General features: G+C 34.0%; 18 protein-coding genes. 16 read left to right on the top strand and 2 right to left on the bottom strand.

The window, feature by feature from the left end; all coding sequences use genetic code 11:
• Positions 1-7: 7 nt before the first annotated feature.
• The 16 genes from AS161_RS04410 to AS161_RS04485 all read left to right on the top strand — a co-directional run bounded on the left by AS161_RS04410 (position 8) and on the right by AS161_RS04485 (position 16,138).
• A complete protein-coding gene (locus AS161_RS04410) occupies positions 8-1,360 on the top strand; it encodes an aminopeptidase (protein ID WP_011993457.1) in 1,353 nt (450 codons plus the stop codon).
• 41 nt (positions 1,361-1,401) lie between these two features.
• Positions 1,402-1,830, top strand: a complete 429-nt coding sequence (locus tag AS161_RS04415; protein WP_011993458.1) for a MarR family transcriptional regulator — start codon at positions 1,402-1,404, stop codon at positions 1,828-1,830.
• 38 nt (positions 1,831-1,868) lie between these two features.
• Positions 1,869-3,266 carry a PEGA domain-containing protein gene (locus AS161_RS04420; protein WP_011993459.1) on the top strand — a complete coding sequence of 466 codons (1,398 nt, stop codon included), beginning with the start codon at positions 1,869-1,871 and terminating at the stop codon, positions 3,264-3,266.
• Between the two features lie 34 nt (positions 3,267-3,300).
• Positions 3,301-4,605 (top strand): S-layer homology domain-containing protein, encoded by a 1,305-nt coding sequence (locus tag AS161_RS04425; RefSeq protein ID WP_164541936.1) that lies wholly within the window; start codon positions 3,301-3,303, stop codon positions 4,603-4,605.
• Positions 4,606-4,616: 11 nt separating this feature from the next.
• Entirely contained in the window at positions 4,617-5,399 is a 783-nt protein-coding gene (locus AS161_RS04430; RefSeq protein WP_011993461.1) for a patatin-like phospholipase family protein, read from the top strand.
• Complete coding sequence (locus AS161_RS04435; protein WP_241241336.1) at positions 5,371-6,129, top strand: hypothetical protein; 759 nt, start codon at positions 5,371-5,373, stop codon at positions 6,127-6,129. The genes AS161_RS04430 and AS161_RS04435 overlap by 29 nt, the downstream gene beginning before the upstream one ends.
• A gap of 37 nt (positions 6,130-6,166) precedes the next feature.
• Positions 6,167-6,841 carry an organic solvent tolerance protein OstA gene (locus tag AS161_RS04440; RefSeq protein ID WP_164541938.1) on the top strand — a complete coding sequence of 225 codons (675 nt, stop codon included), beginning with the start codon at positions 6,167-6,169 and terminating at the stop codon, positions 6,839-6,841.
• A gap of 49 nt (positions 6,842-6,890) precedes the next feature.
• The gene (gene miaA, locus AS161_RS04445) at positions 6,891-7,817 is read left to right on the top strand and encodes a tRNA (adenosine(37)-N6)-dimethylallyltransferase MiaA (RefSeq protein ID WP_164541939.1); all 927 of its coding nucleotides are present in this window, start codon (positions 6,891-6,893) and stop codon (positions 7,815-7,817) included.
• Between the two features lie 49 nt (positions 7,818-7,866).
• The gene (gene dnaX, locus AS161_RS04450) at positions 7,867-9,420 is read left to right on the top strand and encodes a DNA polymerase III subunit gamma/tau (RefSeq protein ID WP_164541940.1); all 1,554 of its coding nucleotides are present in this window, start codon (positions 7,867-7,869) and stop codon (positions 9,418-9,420) included.
• 4 nt (positions 9,421-9,424) lie between these two features.
• A complete protein-coding gene (locus AS161_RS04455; protein WP_164541941.1) occupies positions 9,425-10,483 on the top strand; it encodes a type IV pilus twitching motility protein PilT in 1,059 nt (352 codons plus the stop codon).
• A complete protein-coding gene (gene prfA / locus AS161_RS04460; RefSeq protein WP_206518771.1) occupies positions 10,483-11,526 on the top strand; it encodes a peptide chain release factor 1 in 1,044 nt (347 codons plus the stop codon). The genes AS161_RS04455 and prfA overlap by 1 nt, the downstream gene beginning before the upstream one ends.
• 20 nt (positions 11,527-11,546) lie before the next feature.
• Positions 11,547-12,176 carry a uracil phosphoribosyltransferase gene (gene upp / locus AS161_RS04465; protein WP_164541958.1) on the top strand — a complete coding sequence of 210 codons (630 nt, stop codon included), beginning with the start codon at positions 11,547-11,549 and terminating at the stop codon, positions 12,174-12,176.
• 118 nt (positions 12,177-12,294) lie between these two features.
• Positions 12,295-13,545 carry a transcription termination factor Rho gene (gene rho, locus AS161_RS04470; RefSeq protein WP_164541959.1) on the top strand — a complete coding sequence of 417 codons (1,251 nt, stop codon included), beginning with the start codon at positions 12,295-12,297 and terminating at the stop codon, positions 13,543-13,545.
• A gap of 32 nt (positions 13,546-13,577) precedes the next feature.
• On the top strand, positions 13,578-14,444 hold the full coding sequence (locus AS161_RS04475) for a sulfide/dihydroorotate dehydrogenase-like FAD/NAD-binding protein (RefSeq protein ID WP_164541943.1): 867 nt from the start codon (positions 13,578-13,580) through the stop codon (positions 14,442-14,444).
• Entirely contained in the window at positions 14,435-15,829 is a 1,395-nt protein-coding gene (gltA, locus tag AS161_RS04480) for an NADPH-dependent glutamate synthase (protein ID WP_164541944.1), read from the top strand. The genes AS161_RS04475 and gltA overlap by 10 nt, the downstream gene beginning before the upstream one ends.
• A 36-nt stretch (positions 15,830-15,865) precedes the next feature.
• Entirely contained in the window at positions 15,866-16,138 is a 273-nt protein-coding gene (locus AS161_RS04485) for a hypothetical protein (RefSeq protein ID WP_164541945.1), read from the top strand.
• A 56-nt stretch (positions 16,139-16,194) separates the two neighbouring features.
• On the opposite strand, the gene AS161_RS04490 is transcribed toward AS161_RS04485, so the two are convergent.
• Both AS161_RS04490 and AS161_RS04495 read right to left on the bottom strand, forming a co-directional pair.
• On the bottom strand, positions 16,195-17,208 hold the full coding sequence (locus AS161_RS04490) for a substrate-binding domain-containing protein (RefSeq protein ID WP_164541946.1): 1,014 nt from the start codon (positions 17,206-17,208) through the stop codon (positions 16,195-16,197).
• A gap of 15 nt (positions 17,209-17,223) precedes the next feature.
• Complete coding sequence (locus tag AS161_RS04495) at positions 17,224-18,072, bottom strand: glycoside hydrolase family 16 protein (RefSeq protein ID WP_011993474.1); 849 nt, start codon at positions 18,070-18,072, stop codon at positions 17,224-17,226.
• Positions 18,073-18,076 lie beyond the last annotated feature (4 nt).

Here is an 18,076-nt window from a genome sequence, read left to right on the forward strand (position 1 = left end):
GTAAATCATGGGTATTGACAAAGGATTGGTATGGAAAAAGAGAACACGTGAAGAAATTGAGGTTTTTTCCGAAAGTTATAAAACGTTTATAGACTATGCGAAAACCGAAAGACTTGCAATTGAATATTTTGAAAAATTATTAATAAAGGCCGGGTTTGTAAGCATAGATAATTATACGGGTAACGAAGATGGAGTCTTTTTCGTAAACCGTGGAAAGTCATTGGTTGCCATTAAAGGAGATATTACAAAAGGTATAAATTTTGTAGCAGCACATGTTGATGCTCCAAGGATAGATTTAAGACCTTATCCTTTATACGAAGATAGTGGAATAGCACTTGGCAAGACTCATTATTACGGTGGAGTTAAGAAATACCAATGGCTTAGTTTACCGTTAGCATTGGTTGGAGTTGTTGTTAAAGAAAATGGTGAAAAGATAAATGTTTGTATCGGCTGCGATGAGAAAGATCCGGTTTTTGTTCTTCCAGATTTATTGCCACACCTTGATAAAGAAGACAAAAAGGTAAGTGAACACTTTAAAGCTGATAAAATGAATGTCATTTTAGGTTCTATACCTCTTATAGGTGAAGAAAATGAAGCGGTTAAGAAAAATGTTTTAAAGTTGTTAAAGGAGAAATACAACATAGATGAAGAAGATTTTATAAGTGCAGATTTAGAACTCGTTCCTGCGTTGAAACCAAGAGATGTCGGAATTGATGCAGGTATGATAGGGGCTTACGGTCACGACGATAGGATATGCGCCTATCAGGCAATCATGGCGTTTGTAAATTCAGAAGTTTCTAAAGACCAAAAAGCAGCTGGAGTTATATTATTTGACAGAGAAGAGATAGGTAGTGAGGGTGATGCTGGAGCTCAAGCAAGATTTTACAAATCGTTTGTAAGAAAGTTATTAAAAATAAAAGGTTTTTCAGATGCAGAGAGTGCATTTGATGAAATCATCAATAAATCTTATGTTATTTCAGCGGATGTTACAACGCTTTATGACCCTTCATATCCAGATGTTCACGATAAATTGAATGTTGCAAAGCCGGGCTACGGAGTTGCGATTGTTAAATACACAGGTCGTGGAGGTAAAGGTGGGGCTAGCGAAGCACATGCAGAGTTGGTTGCGAAAGTACGGGGCGTTCTCAACAAAAATGGCATTTCTTGGCAGAGTAGTTTACTCGGAAAAGTTGATGTTGGTGGTGGAGGCACTGTTGCAAAGTTTTTAGCTCAGGAGGGTTTTGATACAATAGACATGGGACCTGGATTAATGAGCATGCATGCTCCATTTGAACTTGTTTCGAAAGCCGACTTATACGAAACTTATTTGGCATTTAAAGTGTTAATGGAACAACTTTAATTTCTTCAATTTTTCTTGTTTAGAAGTGATGAGGTGAAAAAATGAACGACGAAATGATTGTTCAACTTGAAAAGTTACTTAGAGAAATATGTTTTAAAATAAGAGTTCATGGTCGAGAAGCTTTGAAAAATTACTCTATAACACCAGCTCAATTTGATTTGCTACAAAAAATTTATTTCAATGGCCCACAAACAATGACAAAATTAAGTCAAATGTTAGGTATTGCAAAAAGTACAACAACAGGTTTAGTAATGAGACTTGAGAGGGATGGATTTTTGAAAAGAAGGCAGAAAAAAGAAGATAAAAGAGTCTCTTTTGTTGAAATAACACCACTTGGAGAAGAGGTTATAAAAGCGGTCATAAATTACAGAATAGATTATGTAAGAAGCGTTACTATGCAATTACCCGAAAACGATGTTGAAAAATTATACTCATTGTTAGATAAGCTAGTAAAAAATATGAACAATTAACAGATGATTACAAATAGTAAGGTAAAAAAGGTGATTTAATGAAGGTAATCAAAAAGGTTTTTTTGTTCTTTTTAATTTCTGGAACATTTTTATACCCTTTGCTACTTCTTGCTTTGACTGTTATTGGTGAAAACGGAAGTATAGTTTACTATAACGATAAATTAATAGGTACCATAAAAAACGCAAGTATTACATTTGACGCCACATTTCCAGGCTATTTGAAAGTCATCAAGCCTGGTTATATATCTTTTGAAAAATATTTAACTGAAGATGGGACAATAACGGCAACTCTAACTTTGCCGTCTTATCTTCAACTTAATGTTAATCCAAAAGATGCAGTAATATCAATTGATGGATTTTTACAAAAAACTTTAGACAACAAAATTGTTATTTCTCCAGGAAAACATGTTATAGATGTTAGCGCGCCGGGTTATACCACAAAAACAATTGAGATAAACATTCTTCCGTACGAGGAAAAATTTATAGATATTTCTCTAAAAAAAACCACAACATTGCGTATTGAATCTGATAAAAAGATAGAAAATGCATTTTTTGATAATTTGCCAATATCTCTCCCATTAACATTAGAAGTTATACCTGGGAAACACAAATTAATTCTTCCAAATAACTTTGTAAGAAATAATGTAGAAATTGAAATCCCGAGTCAAGATGAATATACAATTAAAATTGATACTCATGAGAAATTCCTACTTTCTGTATCTGGAAAACCCAACGATGCTTACGTTCAAATAAAGGATCAAGTTTATAAAGCACCATTTAATATTAGTTTTCCAGAAGGTGTCTATAACATAAAAATTTTTTCTCAGGGATATGAAGAATATAAAACAACAATTGATTTAGATAGAAATAAAACGCTTTATTTTGCATTAAAACCATTGGAGGAGGTCACTGTTAAATTTAGAAAGAAAGGTTACACTGTCGAATTTGATGGATTTGCTCGTGAAAGTGTTCCAAAAAGTCCGATATTTACTACAATAAAAGACGAAAAAGGGAATATTGTGTGGCTAGGGTTTAGTGATGGGACCTTTGAAGATATTCCAAAAACTATTCCTATTCTTATTGGGCGTAACCATTCTATTTTTGTTGCTAATACAATTTATAATGGCCCAGCTATAGTACATGTGCAAAGCGGTCAAAGGGTCTTATCCTTTTTTAATAATGAAAAAATAGGTGAATATGAGATAAAGAATTTTACCATCTTTGATAATAAAACAAATTGCCTTGTCAATATTTATTCCAAAGAAAGAATAGATGTTTATTGGGATGGAAAGTACATAGGAAAAACTCCAATTTATCTTTTTAATGCAGAGGAAGGGATTCATAACGTTGTTTTTAAAAATGGGGGAATTACATTATCAGAAGTCAATTATGAAGTTAGGTCTTCTCGCTTGAATGAGATAAAATTTGGTGAATAAGTGATATTATGAATTTATAAAGGGCGGTGGTAAGGTGAAAAAGCGATCGTGTTTGTTGTTAATAAAAGTTATTTTTGTGTTTTTCTTTTCAATTACTTCGGTTTTTGCTGCTACAATAAAAGACCTTTCGCCATCTGCTTCCGATTACAAAGCAGTAAATGCATTAGTTGACATGAAAATATTAGACGTTGATTCAAATGGAAACTTTAAGCCCTCGCTTCTTATTACTAAGTTGGATCTTGCAAGGTATCTTTACAACCTTATTGATTATTACAACCTTAATAACTTATCAAGATTACAAACAAGTTTAGGTGATGTCGTAACATCAAGTGATTTAAAAAAATTGGATAGTAAAATCTCAGGTTTGGACAGCAGGATTTCCGGTGTTGAGAAACAAATTCAATCGATTCAAAGTAGTCAAAATAATCTTCAAGATACGGTTAAGAACCTTCAGGTAAATATAAATGAAATGGCAAAAAAGATAGATTCTTTAGAAAAAAAGATTTCCGCTCCAGTTTCAACTCCTTCAATACCATCATCTTACCAAGAAACGTTAACAAGCTTGCAGAAAAGTGTGAATGATTTAAAAACTCAGCTATCAAATAATGAAAAACAACTCTCAACTATAAAGCAGCAAATATCAGTAAATGAGTCTAGTATTGAGAATTTGAATAAATTAATCCAAAAAAATACCGAAAAAATAGATAGTCTAACTAGTAATATATCCAGTTTAACTAATAATGTATCAAAAATAAATAATAAACTTGAAATTGTAGATAACATTTTAGTTAATTACTCGAATGAGATTCAAACTATTAAAAATAGTATAGAAAACATTAATGTTAATACGAAAAATACCAATAACAGAATAGACTCTCTTGAAAAACTAACGCTTTCTATTAATTCATCGTTAGATCAAAGATTGAAAAAAGTCGAAGAAATAATAAATAAAGGTGATGAATTTCTAAAAAAATTGGATGTGGTGGATGCTATTACTGTGGAGAATGCTTTTAATAATATCCAACTTTTAACAAACAGATTTGACCAGATAGAACAGAGATTTAATAAAATTGAAGACTATGTTAATACGTTAAATGTAGAGCAAATGAAAATTATGAACGAAATTTCAAAGTCCAAAGTAGAGCAAGAAAAAATAAATGAAATAGGTTCTAAATTAGAGACTTTAAATGATTATCAGCAAAAAACAAATAACGAGATTTCGAAAATGCAATCAAACTACGACCAACTTAAAAATGAACTGAATATAACAAGATGGATTGCTATAGGAAGTCTTCTTCTTTCAACTGTACTTTTCTTCATTATAATAACTAATCAATAAAGGAGATATTTATGATAGGTTTAGCTTTGGAAGCTGGTGGGGTAAAAGGTTTTTCACATATAGCCACACTTAAATTATTTGAATTGTGTGGGAAGAAGCCAGACATAATTTCAGGTTCATCTTTTGGTTCAATTGTCGGGACTCTTTATGCACTCTATCAAGATTCTGAAAAAGTTTATGGAGTGTTGGCGGAAAATATAACAAACTTTTTAAAAAGGAAAAAATTTTCCAATTTCAAATTTTTCAATTTTGAATTAATCTTGGTGGAATCTCTTGTAGATCTCGATGATTATTACGATTTCTTTAAATCTCTCTACGGTCGAGCTAAGTTTTCTGATTTAAAAATTCCTGTTGATGTTGTTGCTTTTGATATGGAAAATCTTGAATCTATAGTTATTAACGAAGGATTTTTAGTCGATGCAGTCCTTGCCAGTTGCACAGTGCCAGGTGTCTTTGAACCAACTTATATTGCAGGTACCAAAATGTTAGATGGTGGTGTTCTATCACCAGTTCCAGTGATTGAACTAAGAAATAAAGGGGTTGAAAGAGTCGTTGCAAGTATTTTTGAGGAACCAAAAAATTCTTATAACACACATATGGAGCTAATGCTTTATATTGATTCAATTAAAGGAGATATAATTCTTCAAAGAGAAATAGAGACAGCGGATTTTGTGATTTCTTATCCAATCTCAGTTCAGTGGACTGAACTGGAAAAATACAGGGAAGTTTATAATAACGCTCTAAAAATAATTTACAATAGGAGAGATGAATTTGAAAATTTCATTGGGCGGTGACATTGTACATTACATTGGTGCAATTGGATTTTTTAAATCAATAGATGAAATTGAGGAAAATAAAAGATTAAGTGGTGATTTTGAGATTTACTGTTCTGGTTTTTCATGTATACCAGCTTTGTTGTGGTATTATAACAAAAATAGTGCTTACAATACTCTTTCAAAAATGTGGAATGAATTACCAAAAATTTTTCCTAATGCCTCGAAAAATTCATTGAAGGAAATCTCAAAGAATGTATTTACTCTCGTGAAAATGCAGAAAAAGTTGGATGAAGAGGAAAGTAGGAAAAATTTGACGCAATTTTTTGAAAAATGGGTTCCAAATTTTGAAATAACTGGTTCTGAGAAAATAAAATTTTGTTCATTTAACCTTGAATCATCTCAAGAGGAAATTTTGGTAGGGAACTCCATAGACATAATTGTAAAAGCAATTAATTACCCTATTGATTTTTCACCTGTGAAAGGTTATACTTCACTAAGTTGGATATTTGGAATTCCGCTTGGAGATGTTATAATATACATTGATTGGATAAAAAGTTTCAAACCTCAGAGAGCCTCAGATTACCTTCTTTTATCGACTTTCTCAAGAACACTTAATATAGCCAAGGATAGAATTTCAAAATCAAAATATTTTATCAATATAGAGATCGATAATAATTCTAATTTTGCTATCATAGCCAACAAATTTTATCAGGCTGGGAAAAAACTAACAGATTCTATATATAAGTGAGAAAAAATGCAGAACTAAATTTAAGGAGGGGACTATTATGAAAAAACTAAAAAGCGTAATAGCTTTGATTTTACTTGGTTTACTTTTTGTGAACTTACTTATGGCTCAGACGACAACTACAACAACTTCAACATCCAAAAAATCCAAAACTGTAAGAGTATCAGCGGATTACGTTGAGCCAAAAAGCGATGTTATTTATTACAAAGGAAGAATTTTTGTCAATATTGAAGAAGATAAGGTAAGTGTCAAAACTTCTGAAATGTATGTTAAAAAAGTAAATGATAAGTGGAAGATAGTAGATATACCTGCAAAAGCAGAATTTTCATTTGATGGTGGTAGTGCCGTAGCAGATAAAATGACTTACGACCTTGATAATAGAACAGGTACCTTAACAAATACAACTGTGACAATTATTGACTCAAAGAGTAATGAAAAGATAACGATTATTGCAGATACTATAAACTTTGATTTGGATAACGATAAATACAGTGGTACAAAAAAAGGAGGAGTTAATATAACAAAAGGCGATATTACGGCTGTTGCGGATAAATTTGAATACGATAAGAAAAAAGGCGAACTCACCCTTATTGGTGCAGTTGTTATTAACGATTCAAAGAAAGGTATAAAAATGACGGCGTCTGATGCAGTTATATATACTGAGAAAAACGATATGAAAGCCAATAATGTTAGCATTGAGTTGAAAGTAGAGTAATTTGTAATAGACCATTCTAAGTAAGAATTTTTGCGAAAGAGTGATGGATTTGAAGAGGATTATCATTTCTGGTCCCACTGGTGTTGGCAAGACAGACTTAATTGTTGAAATATCAAAAAATTTACCAATAGAAGTCATTTCCATGGATTCTAGGCAGATTTATAAGTATATGGATATAGGAACAGCTAAGCCTGACCCATATCAGTTGATGTTAGTTAAGCATCATATGATTGATATTATAGAACCTAATGAATATTTTAATGCCTTTTTGTACCAAAAAATGGCAAAGGAAATTGAAAAAGAAATCCTATTAAAAGGTAAAATCCCCATTTATGTTGGCGGTACTGGACTTTATATAGATGCTCTTGTAAAAGGTTTTTTTGAAGGAGTACCACGTGATGAAAATATCCGAAAAGAACTTAGTAAATTAAATGAACAAGAGCCAGGCATATTGAGAAAAATGCTTGAAGAATTTGATCCAGAAGCCGCAAGCAGAATACATCCACAAGACATGAAAAGAACCATCAGGGCATTGGAAGTTTATCTAAAAACGGGAAAGAGAATTTCTGAATTACAAAAACAAGATAAATCAGATGATTTTGTTTTAATTGTTTTGAATACAGACAGGAACATACTGTACGAACGTATCAACATTAGAGCTGAAAAAATGATTGAACACGGTTTAATAGACGAGGTTAAAGAACTCATAGAAAAATACGATAAAACACTCGATACCTTTAAAACTATTGGATACAGAGAGATAATAGATTATTTAGATGGTATATATGGTCTTGAGACTGCTATTCATCTCATCAAAAGAAACACAAGACATTACGCAAGAAGGCAGTTAATATACCTTAGAAGATTTAAAAACTCATTATGGTTTGATCCACTTCACTCTGAAACAAAAGAAAAAATCGTAGAGATAATTTCTGGTGTTTATAACGAATTATCTCAAAAAAAGAATGAAAATTAATAACGTTTATTGTGGAAAAAACTGGTTGGAAAAACTGAGGTGAAATTTTATGGAAGCATTATACAGAAAATACAGACCCAAAAATTTTTACGATATTGTTGGTCAGGAACACATAAAAAAGCTTTTAACGAATGCTTTAAAACTTCAAAAGATAAATCATGCATATATCTTTGCTGGTCCAAGAGGGACTGGAAAAACCACTACAGCAAGGATATTGGCAAAATCTTTGAACTGTGAAAAAAATCAATTTGGTGAGCCATGTAACGAATGTGCATCATGTCAAGCTATAGATAATGGTTCACACCTTGATGTTATAGAATTAGATGCTGCCTCGAATAGAGGCATTGATGAAATAAGAAAGATAAAAGAAGGTGTAAATTTTACACCCGTAATGGGGAAATACAAAGTATACATTATAGATGAAGTTCACATGCTCACAAGAGAAGCTTTCAATGCTCTTCTTAAAACATTGGAGGAACCACCACAACATGTTGTTTTTATACTTGCAACGACCAATCCTGAAAAAATTCCTCCAACAATAATGTCAAGATGTCATGTACTTGAATTCAGAAACATATCTGAAGAAAACATAGTAAATAAATTAAAATCAGTATGTGAAAGAGAAGGTTTTGACGTAACTTACGAAGCTTTGAAGAAAATAGCGAAGCGTGCTGAGGGTGGACTAAGGGATGCACTTTCAACGTTAGAGCAAGTCATTAGATATACAGGAGGAGAAGTTACCGAAAAAATAGTTGATGAAGCATTAGGACTTATAAGTGAAGAAACCATAGAAAAATTTATAGAAGCAACATTAAATAACGATAGAGAGTTGATCGAGAAAATATTGAATGATATTTACATAGAACGTGGTGACTTTGATACATTCATAAACCAATTGATTGAAAAAACTTTAGAGAAAAAAGAAGATAATATGTTAAAATTAGCAAGTGATTTTTATAATGTTTTGAAAGAAATCAGATTTGCAGAAGAAAAACTTTTAATTGCAAGGTTAATGTTCCTATCAATTGCTAATAGATATTACGGTAAATATTCGAATATTTCTAATGTTGCCTCAACTGCTCGATCTTCTCAGGACAATGTTGGTACTAAGCAACTTTCCAAGAATATTCAGGATGAAAAAATTACGGAACAAAATGAAAATACACTTCCACAAAGCGAAAAGATGCCATCAGCACAATTAAACGAAAGTGTGAAAAATGAAGACATTCAGGTTGACTTGAAGAGAGAAGAGAAAGAAGAGAAGCATTTATCTCAAAATGTTTCACAAGCTAAGTTCTTAAAACAAGTAACAAAAGAATTGTTAGAAGAACTCAAATTAAACGGCGATTTATCGATATTTGTTGGTTTATCATTGGCAACTGTATATGAAAATGAAGATAGTATAAAAATTATCTTTGACAAATCAAAACAGTTCAGTTATGAAGTAATAAAGGAGAAGAGGCAAGAAATAGAATTACTCTACAAAAATAAAAGTGGGTTAAACAGACCTGTTGAAGTTATCCTATCTGATGAGATTACAGATCCAGTTCTTGAAAAACTCAAAATGCTTTTTGATGACAACAAATCTTCCTTAGGAGGGTAATTTCATGTTAAACATTTATGAGATTGTTGGTAAAGCAAAAAGTATGAGAGCCTCCGATGTTCATTTATCAGTTGGTAATCCGCCGATCGTTCGGGTTGATGGTTTTCTTTCAAAAATGCAGGGATATCCTGCAATTGAAAAATCGGATTTAAAAGAGGCAATTAAGCACCTTATGATGGAAGAAGGTATTGCTTCCGAAAATATGGAAGTAGATTTTTCCTTTGGATTTGAAGACGTTAGAATAAGAGCAAATTTATACTATGAAAGAGGTAATCCAACGCTTGCTTTGAGAATTATAACAAAGAAAATAAGAACATTTGAAGAACTTGGTTTACCACCCGTTTTGAGAGAATTTTGTGAAAGAGATACTGGGTTAATAATTGTTACTGGTCCGACGGGAAGTGGTAAATCCACAACACTTGCCGCCATGGTAGATTATATAAACTCTAAATACGCTTATCATATAATTACTATAGAAGACCCTATCGAATATGTTTTCGAGAACAAAAATTCACTTATTCACCAAAGAGAGGTTGGTAAGGATACGGAAAGTTTTGCGGACGCTCTTAAATACGCTTTAAGACAAGACCCTGATATAATCTTAGTTGGTGAAATGCGCGATCTTGAAACGATTTCGCTTGCACTTACCGCTGCAGAAACTGGGCATTTAGTATTTGCAACATTGCATACTAACTCAGCGGCAACTGCTCCTGAAAGAATAGTCGATGTCTTCCCAGCACACCAACAAAAGCAAGTATCATTGCAACTTGCAAATACTCTTGTGGGGGTAGTTTACCAAAGACTTGTACCAAAGAAATCGTCTGGAGTAATACCGATAGTTGAAGTTCTCGTTGCCAACATAGCTGTCAGAAATTTAATAAGAGAGGGAAAAATACATCAAATAGAGAGTATAATGCAAACTGCTCAAAAGCAGGGAAATATATTATTTGACGATGCTTTACTTAAGGCTTACTTTTCAAATGAAATAACAAAGGAATCTGTGATTGGATTTGCACGCAATCCTGAGGAGGTGGCAAAGAAGATAGGATGGACAGGAGTTTAATGGAAAGTATCCGCAGTTGGGTGAAAAAAACTTTGGAAGAGATTGAAAAGAAAATGATGGAGAATTTGGAACTGAAGGAAATGATAAAAATCTCTGCGGAGTTTACAAAGTTTAAAGAAATTGATGAGCTTATAGATGAATATTTTAATCTATTAGACGAAAGAGAACTTTGGGAACAAGAACCAGGTAGTGAAGATGAAATAACAAAATTGGATAGTAAAATAGAGAAGATATCGAACGAAATTATCGCTTTACTCCTTCCAGATGACGAATTCAGAGATAGAAATGTATTTTTAGAAATTCGGGCAGGAACTGGTGGAGAAGAAGCAGCGTTATTTGCGGGTGATTTATTGAGAATGTATTTAAGATATTCTGAGAGAATGGGATGGAGTACTGAAATTATCGATGAAAGCAAATCAGATTTAGGTGGATACAAAGAAGTTGTAGTAAGAATAAAAGGAAAAAACAGTGGAACATACATGAAATACGAAAGAGGTGTACACAGGGTTCAAAGGATTCCTGTTACAGAATCTGGTGGAAGAATACACACTTCAACGGCAACGGTTGCTGTACTACCTGAAATGAAAGATGTCGACGTTTATATAGACCCAAAGGATATAAGAATAGATACCTACAGAGCATCTGGTGCGGGTGGGCAGTACGTTAATAAAACGGAATCTGCTATAAGAATTACTCATATACCCACTGGTATTGTTGTAACATGTCAATCTGAACGTTCACAACACCAAAATAAAGAGAAGGCTATGATGGTTTTAAGGGCAAAACTTTATGAACTCGCAAGAAAAGAACAAGATGAAAAACTTTCTTCTCAGAGGAAGAATCAAATTGGCAGTGGTGAAAGAAGTGAGAAGATAAGAACATATAATTTCCCTCAAAATAGGGTGACAGATCACCGAATAAACTTGACGATATATAATCTTCAAGCAGTTTTAGATGGTGATTTAGATTTGATTATTCCAAAGCTTATGCAATATGATATAGAAGAACAATTGAGAGAACTTGGGGTAATTCAGTCAATCTAAGAAACTTGAAATGGAGGAGGATATTTGTGCTATATGTAGTTGATCACCCATTGATAAAGCATAAACTCACGATTATGAGAAAGAAAGAGACGGGTCCAAAAGAATTTAGGGAACTATTAAGAGAAATTACCCTTTTGATAACATACGAAGCTACACGTCACATACCAGTTTATGAATTGGAAGTTGAAACCCCGTTAGAAAAAACCAAGGGTTATTACATAAATGATAAAGATATTGTTGTTATACCCATATTACGTGCTGGACTTGGCATGGTTGATGGGATACTTGAATTGCTACCTAACGCGTCAGTTGGACATATAGGCATCTACCGTGACCCAGAAACATTGAAAGCTGTTGATTATTATTTCAAAACCCCAAAGCTTCACGATAAAAGCGAAATCTTTATTCTTGACCCAATGCTTGCGACTGGTGTATCTGCAATAGATGCAATAACAAAGGTTAAAGAACTTGGTGGAAAGCAAATCACTTTCATATCGTTGATTTCATCACCAGAAGGTGTAAAGGCTATCGAAAAAGCTCATCCCGATGTGGATATATATACTGCATCTCTTGACAGAGAACTTAACGACCATGGTTACATATTACCTGGTCTTGGAGATGCCGGAGATAGATTATTCCGAACAAAGTAAAGATAATGAATAAATTTCAAAGGAAAGAAGCCTTGTTAAATCAATTATTCTCTTAAGTTGTGCCGGTACGACAAAATCTTTTTCCGGAGGTGTTTGGCATTTGACAGATGGAATTAGTATGAAACAACTTGAAGATATGACAATGAAAGAGCTTTATGAACTTGCAAGAAAATACGATATACCAAGGTATACAAGCATGAGAAAACAGGATTTGATATTTGAAATTTTAGAAGCAAAAGCGAGAGCTGAGGGTTATTTCTTTGGAGAAGGAGTTTTAGAAATAGCCCCTGATGGTTATGGCTTTTTGCGTAGTTTAGAGACTATGCTTACAGGTCCGAAAGATATCTATGTATCACAATCTCAAATAAGAAAGTTTAATTTAAACACTGGTGACATTGTATCGGGAGTTATTCGACCACCAAAAGAAGGTGAGCGCTTTAACGCAATGATAAAAATTGAAGCGATAAATTACAAGCCACCAGAATTTGCCAACGAAAGGGTGAATTTTGAAAACTTAACACCAGACTATCCGAAAGAGAGATATGTACTCGAAACAGATAAAGAAGTATACTCAACAAGACTCATAGATTTATTTGCTCCCATTGGGAAGGGTCAAAGAGGGATGATAGTAGCTCCGCCCAAAGCTGGTAAGACAACTATTTTGAAAGAAATAGCCAATGGAATTGCGAGAAACCATCCTGATACAATTAGAATAGTCCTCTTAATTGATGAACGACCTGAAGAAGTTACAGACATAAAAGAATCCGTTAATGCAAAAGTAATAGCAGCCCCGTTTGATATGCCTTCCGATAAGCAAATTAAAATTGCGGAATTAACCCTTGAAATGTGTAAAAGACTTGTTGAATATGGAAATCATGTGGTAGTTTTGCTTGATAGTTTAACACGCCTTGCAAGAGTTTACAACATTACTGTCCCACCGAGCGGAAAATTGTTAAGTGGTGGTGTTGACCCAGCTGCTTTGTATAAACCTAAACATTTCTTTGGCGCAGCGAGGAATACACGTGAAGGTGGAAGTCTAACGATAATTGCAACTGCACTTATAGAAACAGGTTCAAAGATGGATGAAGTCATTTTCGAAGAATTTAAAGGAACAGGAAATATGGAATTGGTTCTTTCAAGGCAACTTGCAAATAAAAGAATTTTTCCTGCCATTAATATCTCACTTTCAGGTACAAGAAAAGAAGAATTACTACTTAGCCAAAACGATCTTAAGAAGATATGGATAATCCGTAGAATGCTTAGTTCAATGTCTGAAGAAGAGGGAATTAAACTAATTTTATCTAAATTAAAAGAGACCAAATCAAATGATGAGTTTCTTGCCTTAGTGGATGCACAGAAAAGTGTTTAAATAGTTTAACATTTTTAGGAGGAATTTATAAAATGTTTGAACATTCAGACACTATAAACAAAATAATATCCAAAAGAAAATTATCTAAAGGGATCCATGAACTATGGATTTTTAATCCTTTTGTCAGTAGACATACAAAGCCAGGGCAGTTTGTCATTATTAAAGTTAGTGAAAAAGGCGAAAGAATACCTCTCACCATCGCTGAGACAAACGGAGACAATTTTAGAATTGTCGTTAAGGCTGTTGGTAAATCAACGTACGAATTGTGTTCATTAAAACAAGGAGATATATTATTTGATGTTGCTGGACCTCTTGGAAAACCTAGCGAGGTAAAATTTTATGGTAATGTGTTGGTAATTGGCGGTGGTGTTGGTATCGCGGTTATTTACACAATAGCTAAAGCTTTAAAAGAAGTTGGCAATAAGTTAACCATTATAATTGGTGCACGTACTATCGACGATTTGATTATGAAAGATGAGTTTGAGTTTGCAGATAGAGTAATAAAAGCAACAGATGATGGCTCATCTGGTCAGAAAGGTACTGTCATAGATTTTATGGAAGAAGAACTTAGAAATTCAAAATACGATATTATTTGGGCAGTTGGACCTGCAATTATGATGAAACTTGCAAGCGAAGCTGCTGATAAACATAATTTACCAATATGGGTTTCATTAAATTCAATAATGATAGACGGAACAGGAATGTGTGGTGGATGTAGAACACTTATAAAAAATGAAAAAGATGGCGAGATAAAATACGTATGTGTGGATGGGCCAGAATTCGATGGGCGATATGTTGATTGGGATAGTTTTATGAAAAGATTGAATCAATACAAAGAACAGGAAAAAATTGCTTTTGAGAGATACCTTGACCAGATAGGTGATATATCATGGCTGTAAGAGATAGAATAGAGGTCTTAGAACAACCAGCTGAGCAAAGGAAAAATAACTTTAATGAAGTAGCTTTAGGTTACAACTATGATATGGCAAAGGAAGAAGCAAAAAGATGTTTACAATGCAAAGTGCCTACGTGCATTTCGGGATGTCCTGTCGGAATAGATATTCCTGGATTCATAAGAGAAATCGTCAAAGAGAATTTAGAAGGCTCGTTTAAGATACTTAAATCATACAATTACCTTCCAGCTATCTGTGGAAGAGTATGCCCTCAGGAAGTTCAATGTGAAGGTGCATGTGTACTTAGTAAAGTAGGAAAACCTATAAATATAGGTGCTTTGGAACGTTTTGTCGCTGATTGGGCTTCTGAAAATAACGTACAATTTGAAAATACTGAATACAGTAAGGAAATTATTATAAAAAATAATAAAAAGAGAGTTGCGATAATTGGTTCAGGACCAGCTGGACTTACGGTTGCTTCGGAACTTGGGAAAAGAGGCTACCAAATTGATATATACGAAGCACTACATGAATTTGGTGGAGTGCTCATTTATGGAATCCCGGAGTTCAGGTTACCAAAATCGATCGTAAAGAAAGAGATATTTGACCTCGAAAAATTAGGTGTGAATTTTTTGAAAAATATACCGGTTGGTTACGCAATACCCGTTCACGAAATTCTTGAAGATTACGATGCGGTTTTTGTTGGTGTTGGTGCTGGTACACCAAAGTTTATGGGTATACCTGGTAGCGAATTAAATGGTGTTTACTCTGCGAATGAGTTTTTAACCCGTGTCAATCTAATGCGTGCCTATAAATTTCCAGAATATGACACACCTATAAGAGTTGGGAAAAAGGCCGTAGTTGTTGGTGGTGGAAACACAGCGATGGACGCGGCAAGAAGTGCGTTGAGATTAGGTGCAGATGTAACCATAGTTTATAGAAGAACAGAAGCTGAGATGCCTGCAAGAAAAGCAGAAATTCACCATGCCAAGGAAGAGGGGATAAAAATCTTAACGTTAGCTACCCCTGTAAAGTACGTCGGCGACGAAAATGGTAACCTCATAGCTATAGAGTGCGTAAGGATGGAACTTGGCGAACCAGACGAGAGTGGAAGAAGAAGACCCGTATTTGTAAACGGTAGTAATTTTATTATTGAAGCTGATACAGTAATTGAGGCAATTGGAACGGAAGCAAATAAATTCTTACTTTCTCAATTTCCTGATCTAAAAACTAATAAATACGGTTACATAATAACGAACGAATATGGACAAACAAGTATTCCAAAAATATTTGCAGGTGGAGATATCGTAACTGGCTCAGCAACTGTTATCCTTGCAATGGGGGCAGGTAAAAGTGCTGCACAAGGAATTCAAAAATTTCTTGAAGATTGAAAATAAAGTCGGTTAAAATGCATCACGAGGTACCATATGTTTTACATAGAATTAATCGTCTCTATGATAATTCTTTTGATAATAGTTGCGATAGTTTCAATGACAATTCCAATGCAAAAAGAGATGTTGAATGAAGCTATAAGACAAGAAAAAGCGCAGCTTATTGCAGAAAATATGTTTTGGGAAACGATAGATGAGACTGCGTTAAAGAGCCTTCCCAATAATTTTACAAAAGAATTTACCGTTGAAGTTGACAACCAAAAATACAGAGTAATCATAGAAGCTGAAAAATTTGATAGACAAAAATAGATAATATTAAAAATCCCGGTCTGATGTGACAACGACCGGGTTTTTTTGTTTTAGTATTACCTTATTTTTTTCACTGATTCACGTTCTATCAATTTTGTTGGCAATATTACATTTCTTGGCAATCTTGCTTTTTTATCAAGTATTCTTGAGATGAGAAGTTGGGCAGCGGTAACCCCCATTTCCCACCTTGGTTGCATAACAGTTGTTAGCCTTGGACTTGTATACTGTGCAAATGGTGCATCATCGAACCCTATTATTGATACTTCGTCTGGCACTTTAATTCCATGGTCTTTCAATGCATCTATGGCACCTAAAGCAGCCCAATCGTTTACCGCAAAGATTGCGGTGAAGTTTAAACCATACTTCTTAAGATGTTGTGTCACGCTAACCCAACCGTGCTCTGAATTATATCCTCTGTGTTCTCCATAGTATATATTAACTTCGCTTCTGTTAGGCAACTTTTCAACGAATTTCCTTATTCCTTTTTCTCTATCTAATGCTGCTGGAGATACTTCTGGACCGGGAATAAATAAAATGTTTCTGTGACCGTTGTCGTAGAGGTATTTAATTGCTGAGTAACCACCAGTTACATTATCAACATTTACAACATCAAAGTCGATTTCATCAACTCGGAAATCTATTACAACAACTGGAACACCGCTTTTTGTAAATTTCTCGATTAATTTTTGACCACCAAACAACTCTCCTAATATAATTCCATCCACCTTCCTGCGAAAGTACTGATCAAGTATGTGTTCTTCGATATCAACTTCCCATTTTGGAAGTGCGAGCATAATATCGAATTGTTTAGTATACGCATATTCCTCAATTGCCATTACTATATCACTGTAATGGTAACCCCTTATGTCTGGCATAAGTACTCCTATGGTGCGAAGCAGTCTCCCTGTACCTTCTTTAAATGAAAACGCTGGCTTATAGTTTAATTTTTTCACCGCGTTTAAAACTCGCTTTCTTGTTTCCTCGGAAACTCTGTCGCTTCCATTTAAAACCCTTGAAACGGTTGCTATTGATACATTAGCTAGCTTAGCGACCTCGCGTATATTTGCCAAATTAGATCACCTCTGTTACTCTTCATCTAATGTATACACTCTTACATAATCAATGTAAAATCTGGCCGGGAAGGGTGTTGTATTATCTGGATAACCTGGCCAATAGCCACCTACGGCAAGATTCAGTATGATAAAGAATGGATTATCAAAGACCCAAACTTTTCCACGATTTTCTATGGCTTTTTTGTAAACCGCATGGTATATTTCATCGTCAACGTACCATATTATCTTTTCTTCATCCCAAATAATGCCGAATACATGGAAATCATCAACAAAAGATGGTTTGGTAGTTACATCAATCATATATTTTCCACTAATTCCGTAACTTCCGCTGTACCCAGGTCCATGCATTGTTCCATAAACTGTCTTTTTATCGTGACCAAGAAATTCAACTATATCTATTTCACCGCAGGTAGGCCAGCCTACGTATCTGAAATTCTCACCAAGCATCCAAAATGCTGGCCAGAGTCCTTTACCTTGAGGAAATTTTAATCTTGCCTCTATTTTTCCGTATTGGATACTGAATTTATTTTCCGTTGTCATCCTCGTTGAAGTGTAATTATATGTACCTTTTGAGTCTTTTACAACTTCTTTTCTTGCTTCGATAACAAGCATCCCGTTTTCTATCCACGCGTTTTTTCCATCTGTATAGTACTGCCATTCACCGTTACCCCAACCGTTGTTATTTCCAATTTGGAAGTTCCATTTTGTTCTATCTACCTCTTTTCCATTAAATTCATCAGACCAGATTAATTTCCATTTATCGCTTTTTAACAACGCATATTCCTCCTTTGTGAAAGAACAACCAACTGTAGAAAGAAGTACTAATAAAACCATAATTAATAACAGCAACTTTTCTCTCATACCA

Origin of the sequence: Fervidobacterium sp. 2310opik-2, from assembly GCF_011057735.1 — a bacterium.
GTDB classification, from domain to species: domain Bacteria; phylum Thermotogota; class Thermotogae; order Thermotogales; family Fervidobacteriaceae; genus Fervidobacterium; species Fervidobacterium nodosum.

Coding starts and splice junctions, on each gene's coding strand:
- AS161_RS04420 (WP_011993459.1), top strand. CDS start 1,869: ATGAAGGTAATCAAAAAGGTTTTTTTGTTCTTTTTAATTTCTGGAACA.
- AS161_RS04455 (WP_164541941.1), top strand. CDS start 9,425: ATGTTAAACATTTATGAGATTGTTGGTAAAGCAAAAAGTATGAGAGCC.
- AS161_RS04435 (WP_241241336.1), top strand. CDS start 5,371: ATGAATTTGAAAATTTCATTGGGCGGTGACATTGTACATTACATTGGT.
- AS161_RS04440 (WP_164541938.1), top strand. CDS start 6,167: ATGAAAAAACTAAAAAGCGTAATAGCTTTGATTTTACTTGGTTTACTT.
- rho (WP_164541959.1), top strand. CDS start 12,295: ATGAAACAACTTGAAGATATGACAATGAAAGAGCTTTATGAACTTGCA.
- prfA (WP_206518771.1), top strand. CDS start 10,483: ATGGAAAGTATCCGCAGTTGGGTGAAAAAAACTTTGGAAGAGATTGAA.
- AS161_RS04475 (WP_164541943.1), top strand. CDS start 13,578: ATGTTTGAACATTCAGACACTATAAACAAAATAATATCCAAAAGAAAA.
- gltA (WP_164541944.1), top strand. CDS start 14,435: ATGGCTGTAAGAGATAGAATAGAGGTCTTAGAACAACCAGCTGAGCAA.
- AS161_RS04430 (WP_011993461.1), top strand. CDS start 4,617: ATGATAGGTTTAGCTTTGGAAGCTGGTGGGGTAAAAGGTTTTTCACAT.
- AS161_RS04410 (WP_011993457.1), top strand. CDS start 8: ATGGGTATTGACAAAGGATTGGTATGGAAAAAGAGAACACGTGAAGAA.
- AS161_RS04415 (WP_011993458.1), top strand. CDS start 1,402: ATGAACGACGAAATGATTGTTCAACTTGAAAAGTTACTTAGAGAAATA.
- AS161_RS04495 (WP_011993474.1), bottom strand. CDS start 18,072: ATGAGAGAAAAGTTGCTGTTATTAATTATGGTTTTATTAGTACTTCTT.
- dnaX (WP_164541940.1), top strand. CDS start 7,867: ATGGAAGCATTATACAGAAAATACAGACCCAAAAATTTTTACGATATT.
- AS161_RS04485 (WP_164541945.1), top strand. CDS start 15,866: ATGTTTTACATAGAATTAATCGTCTCTATGATAATTCTTTTGATAATA.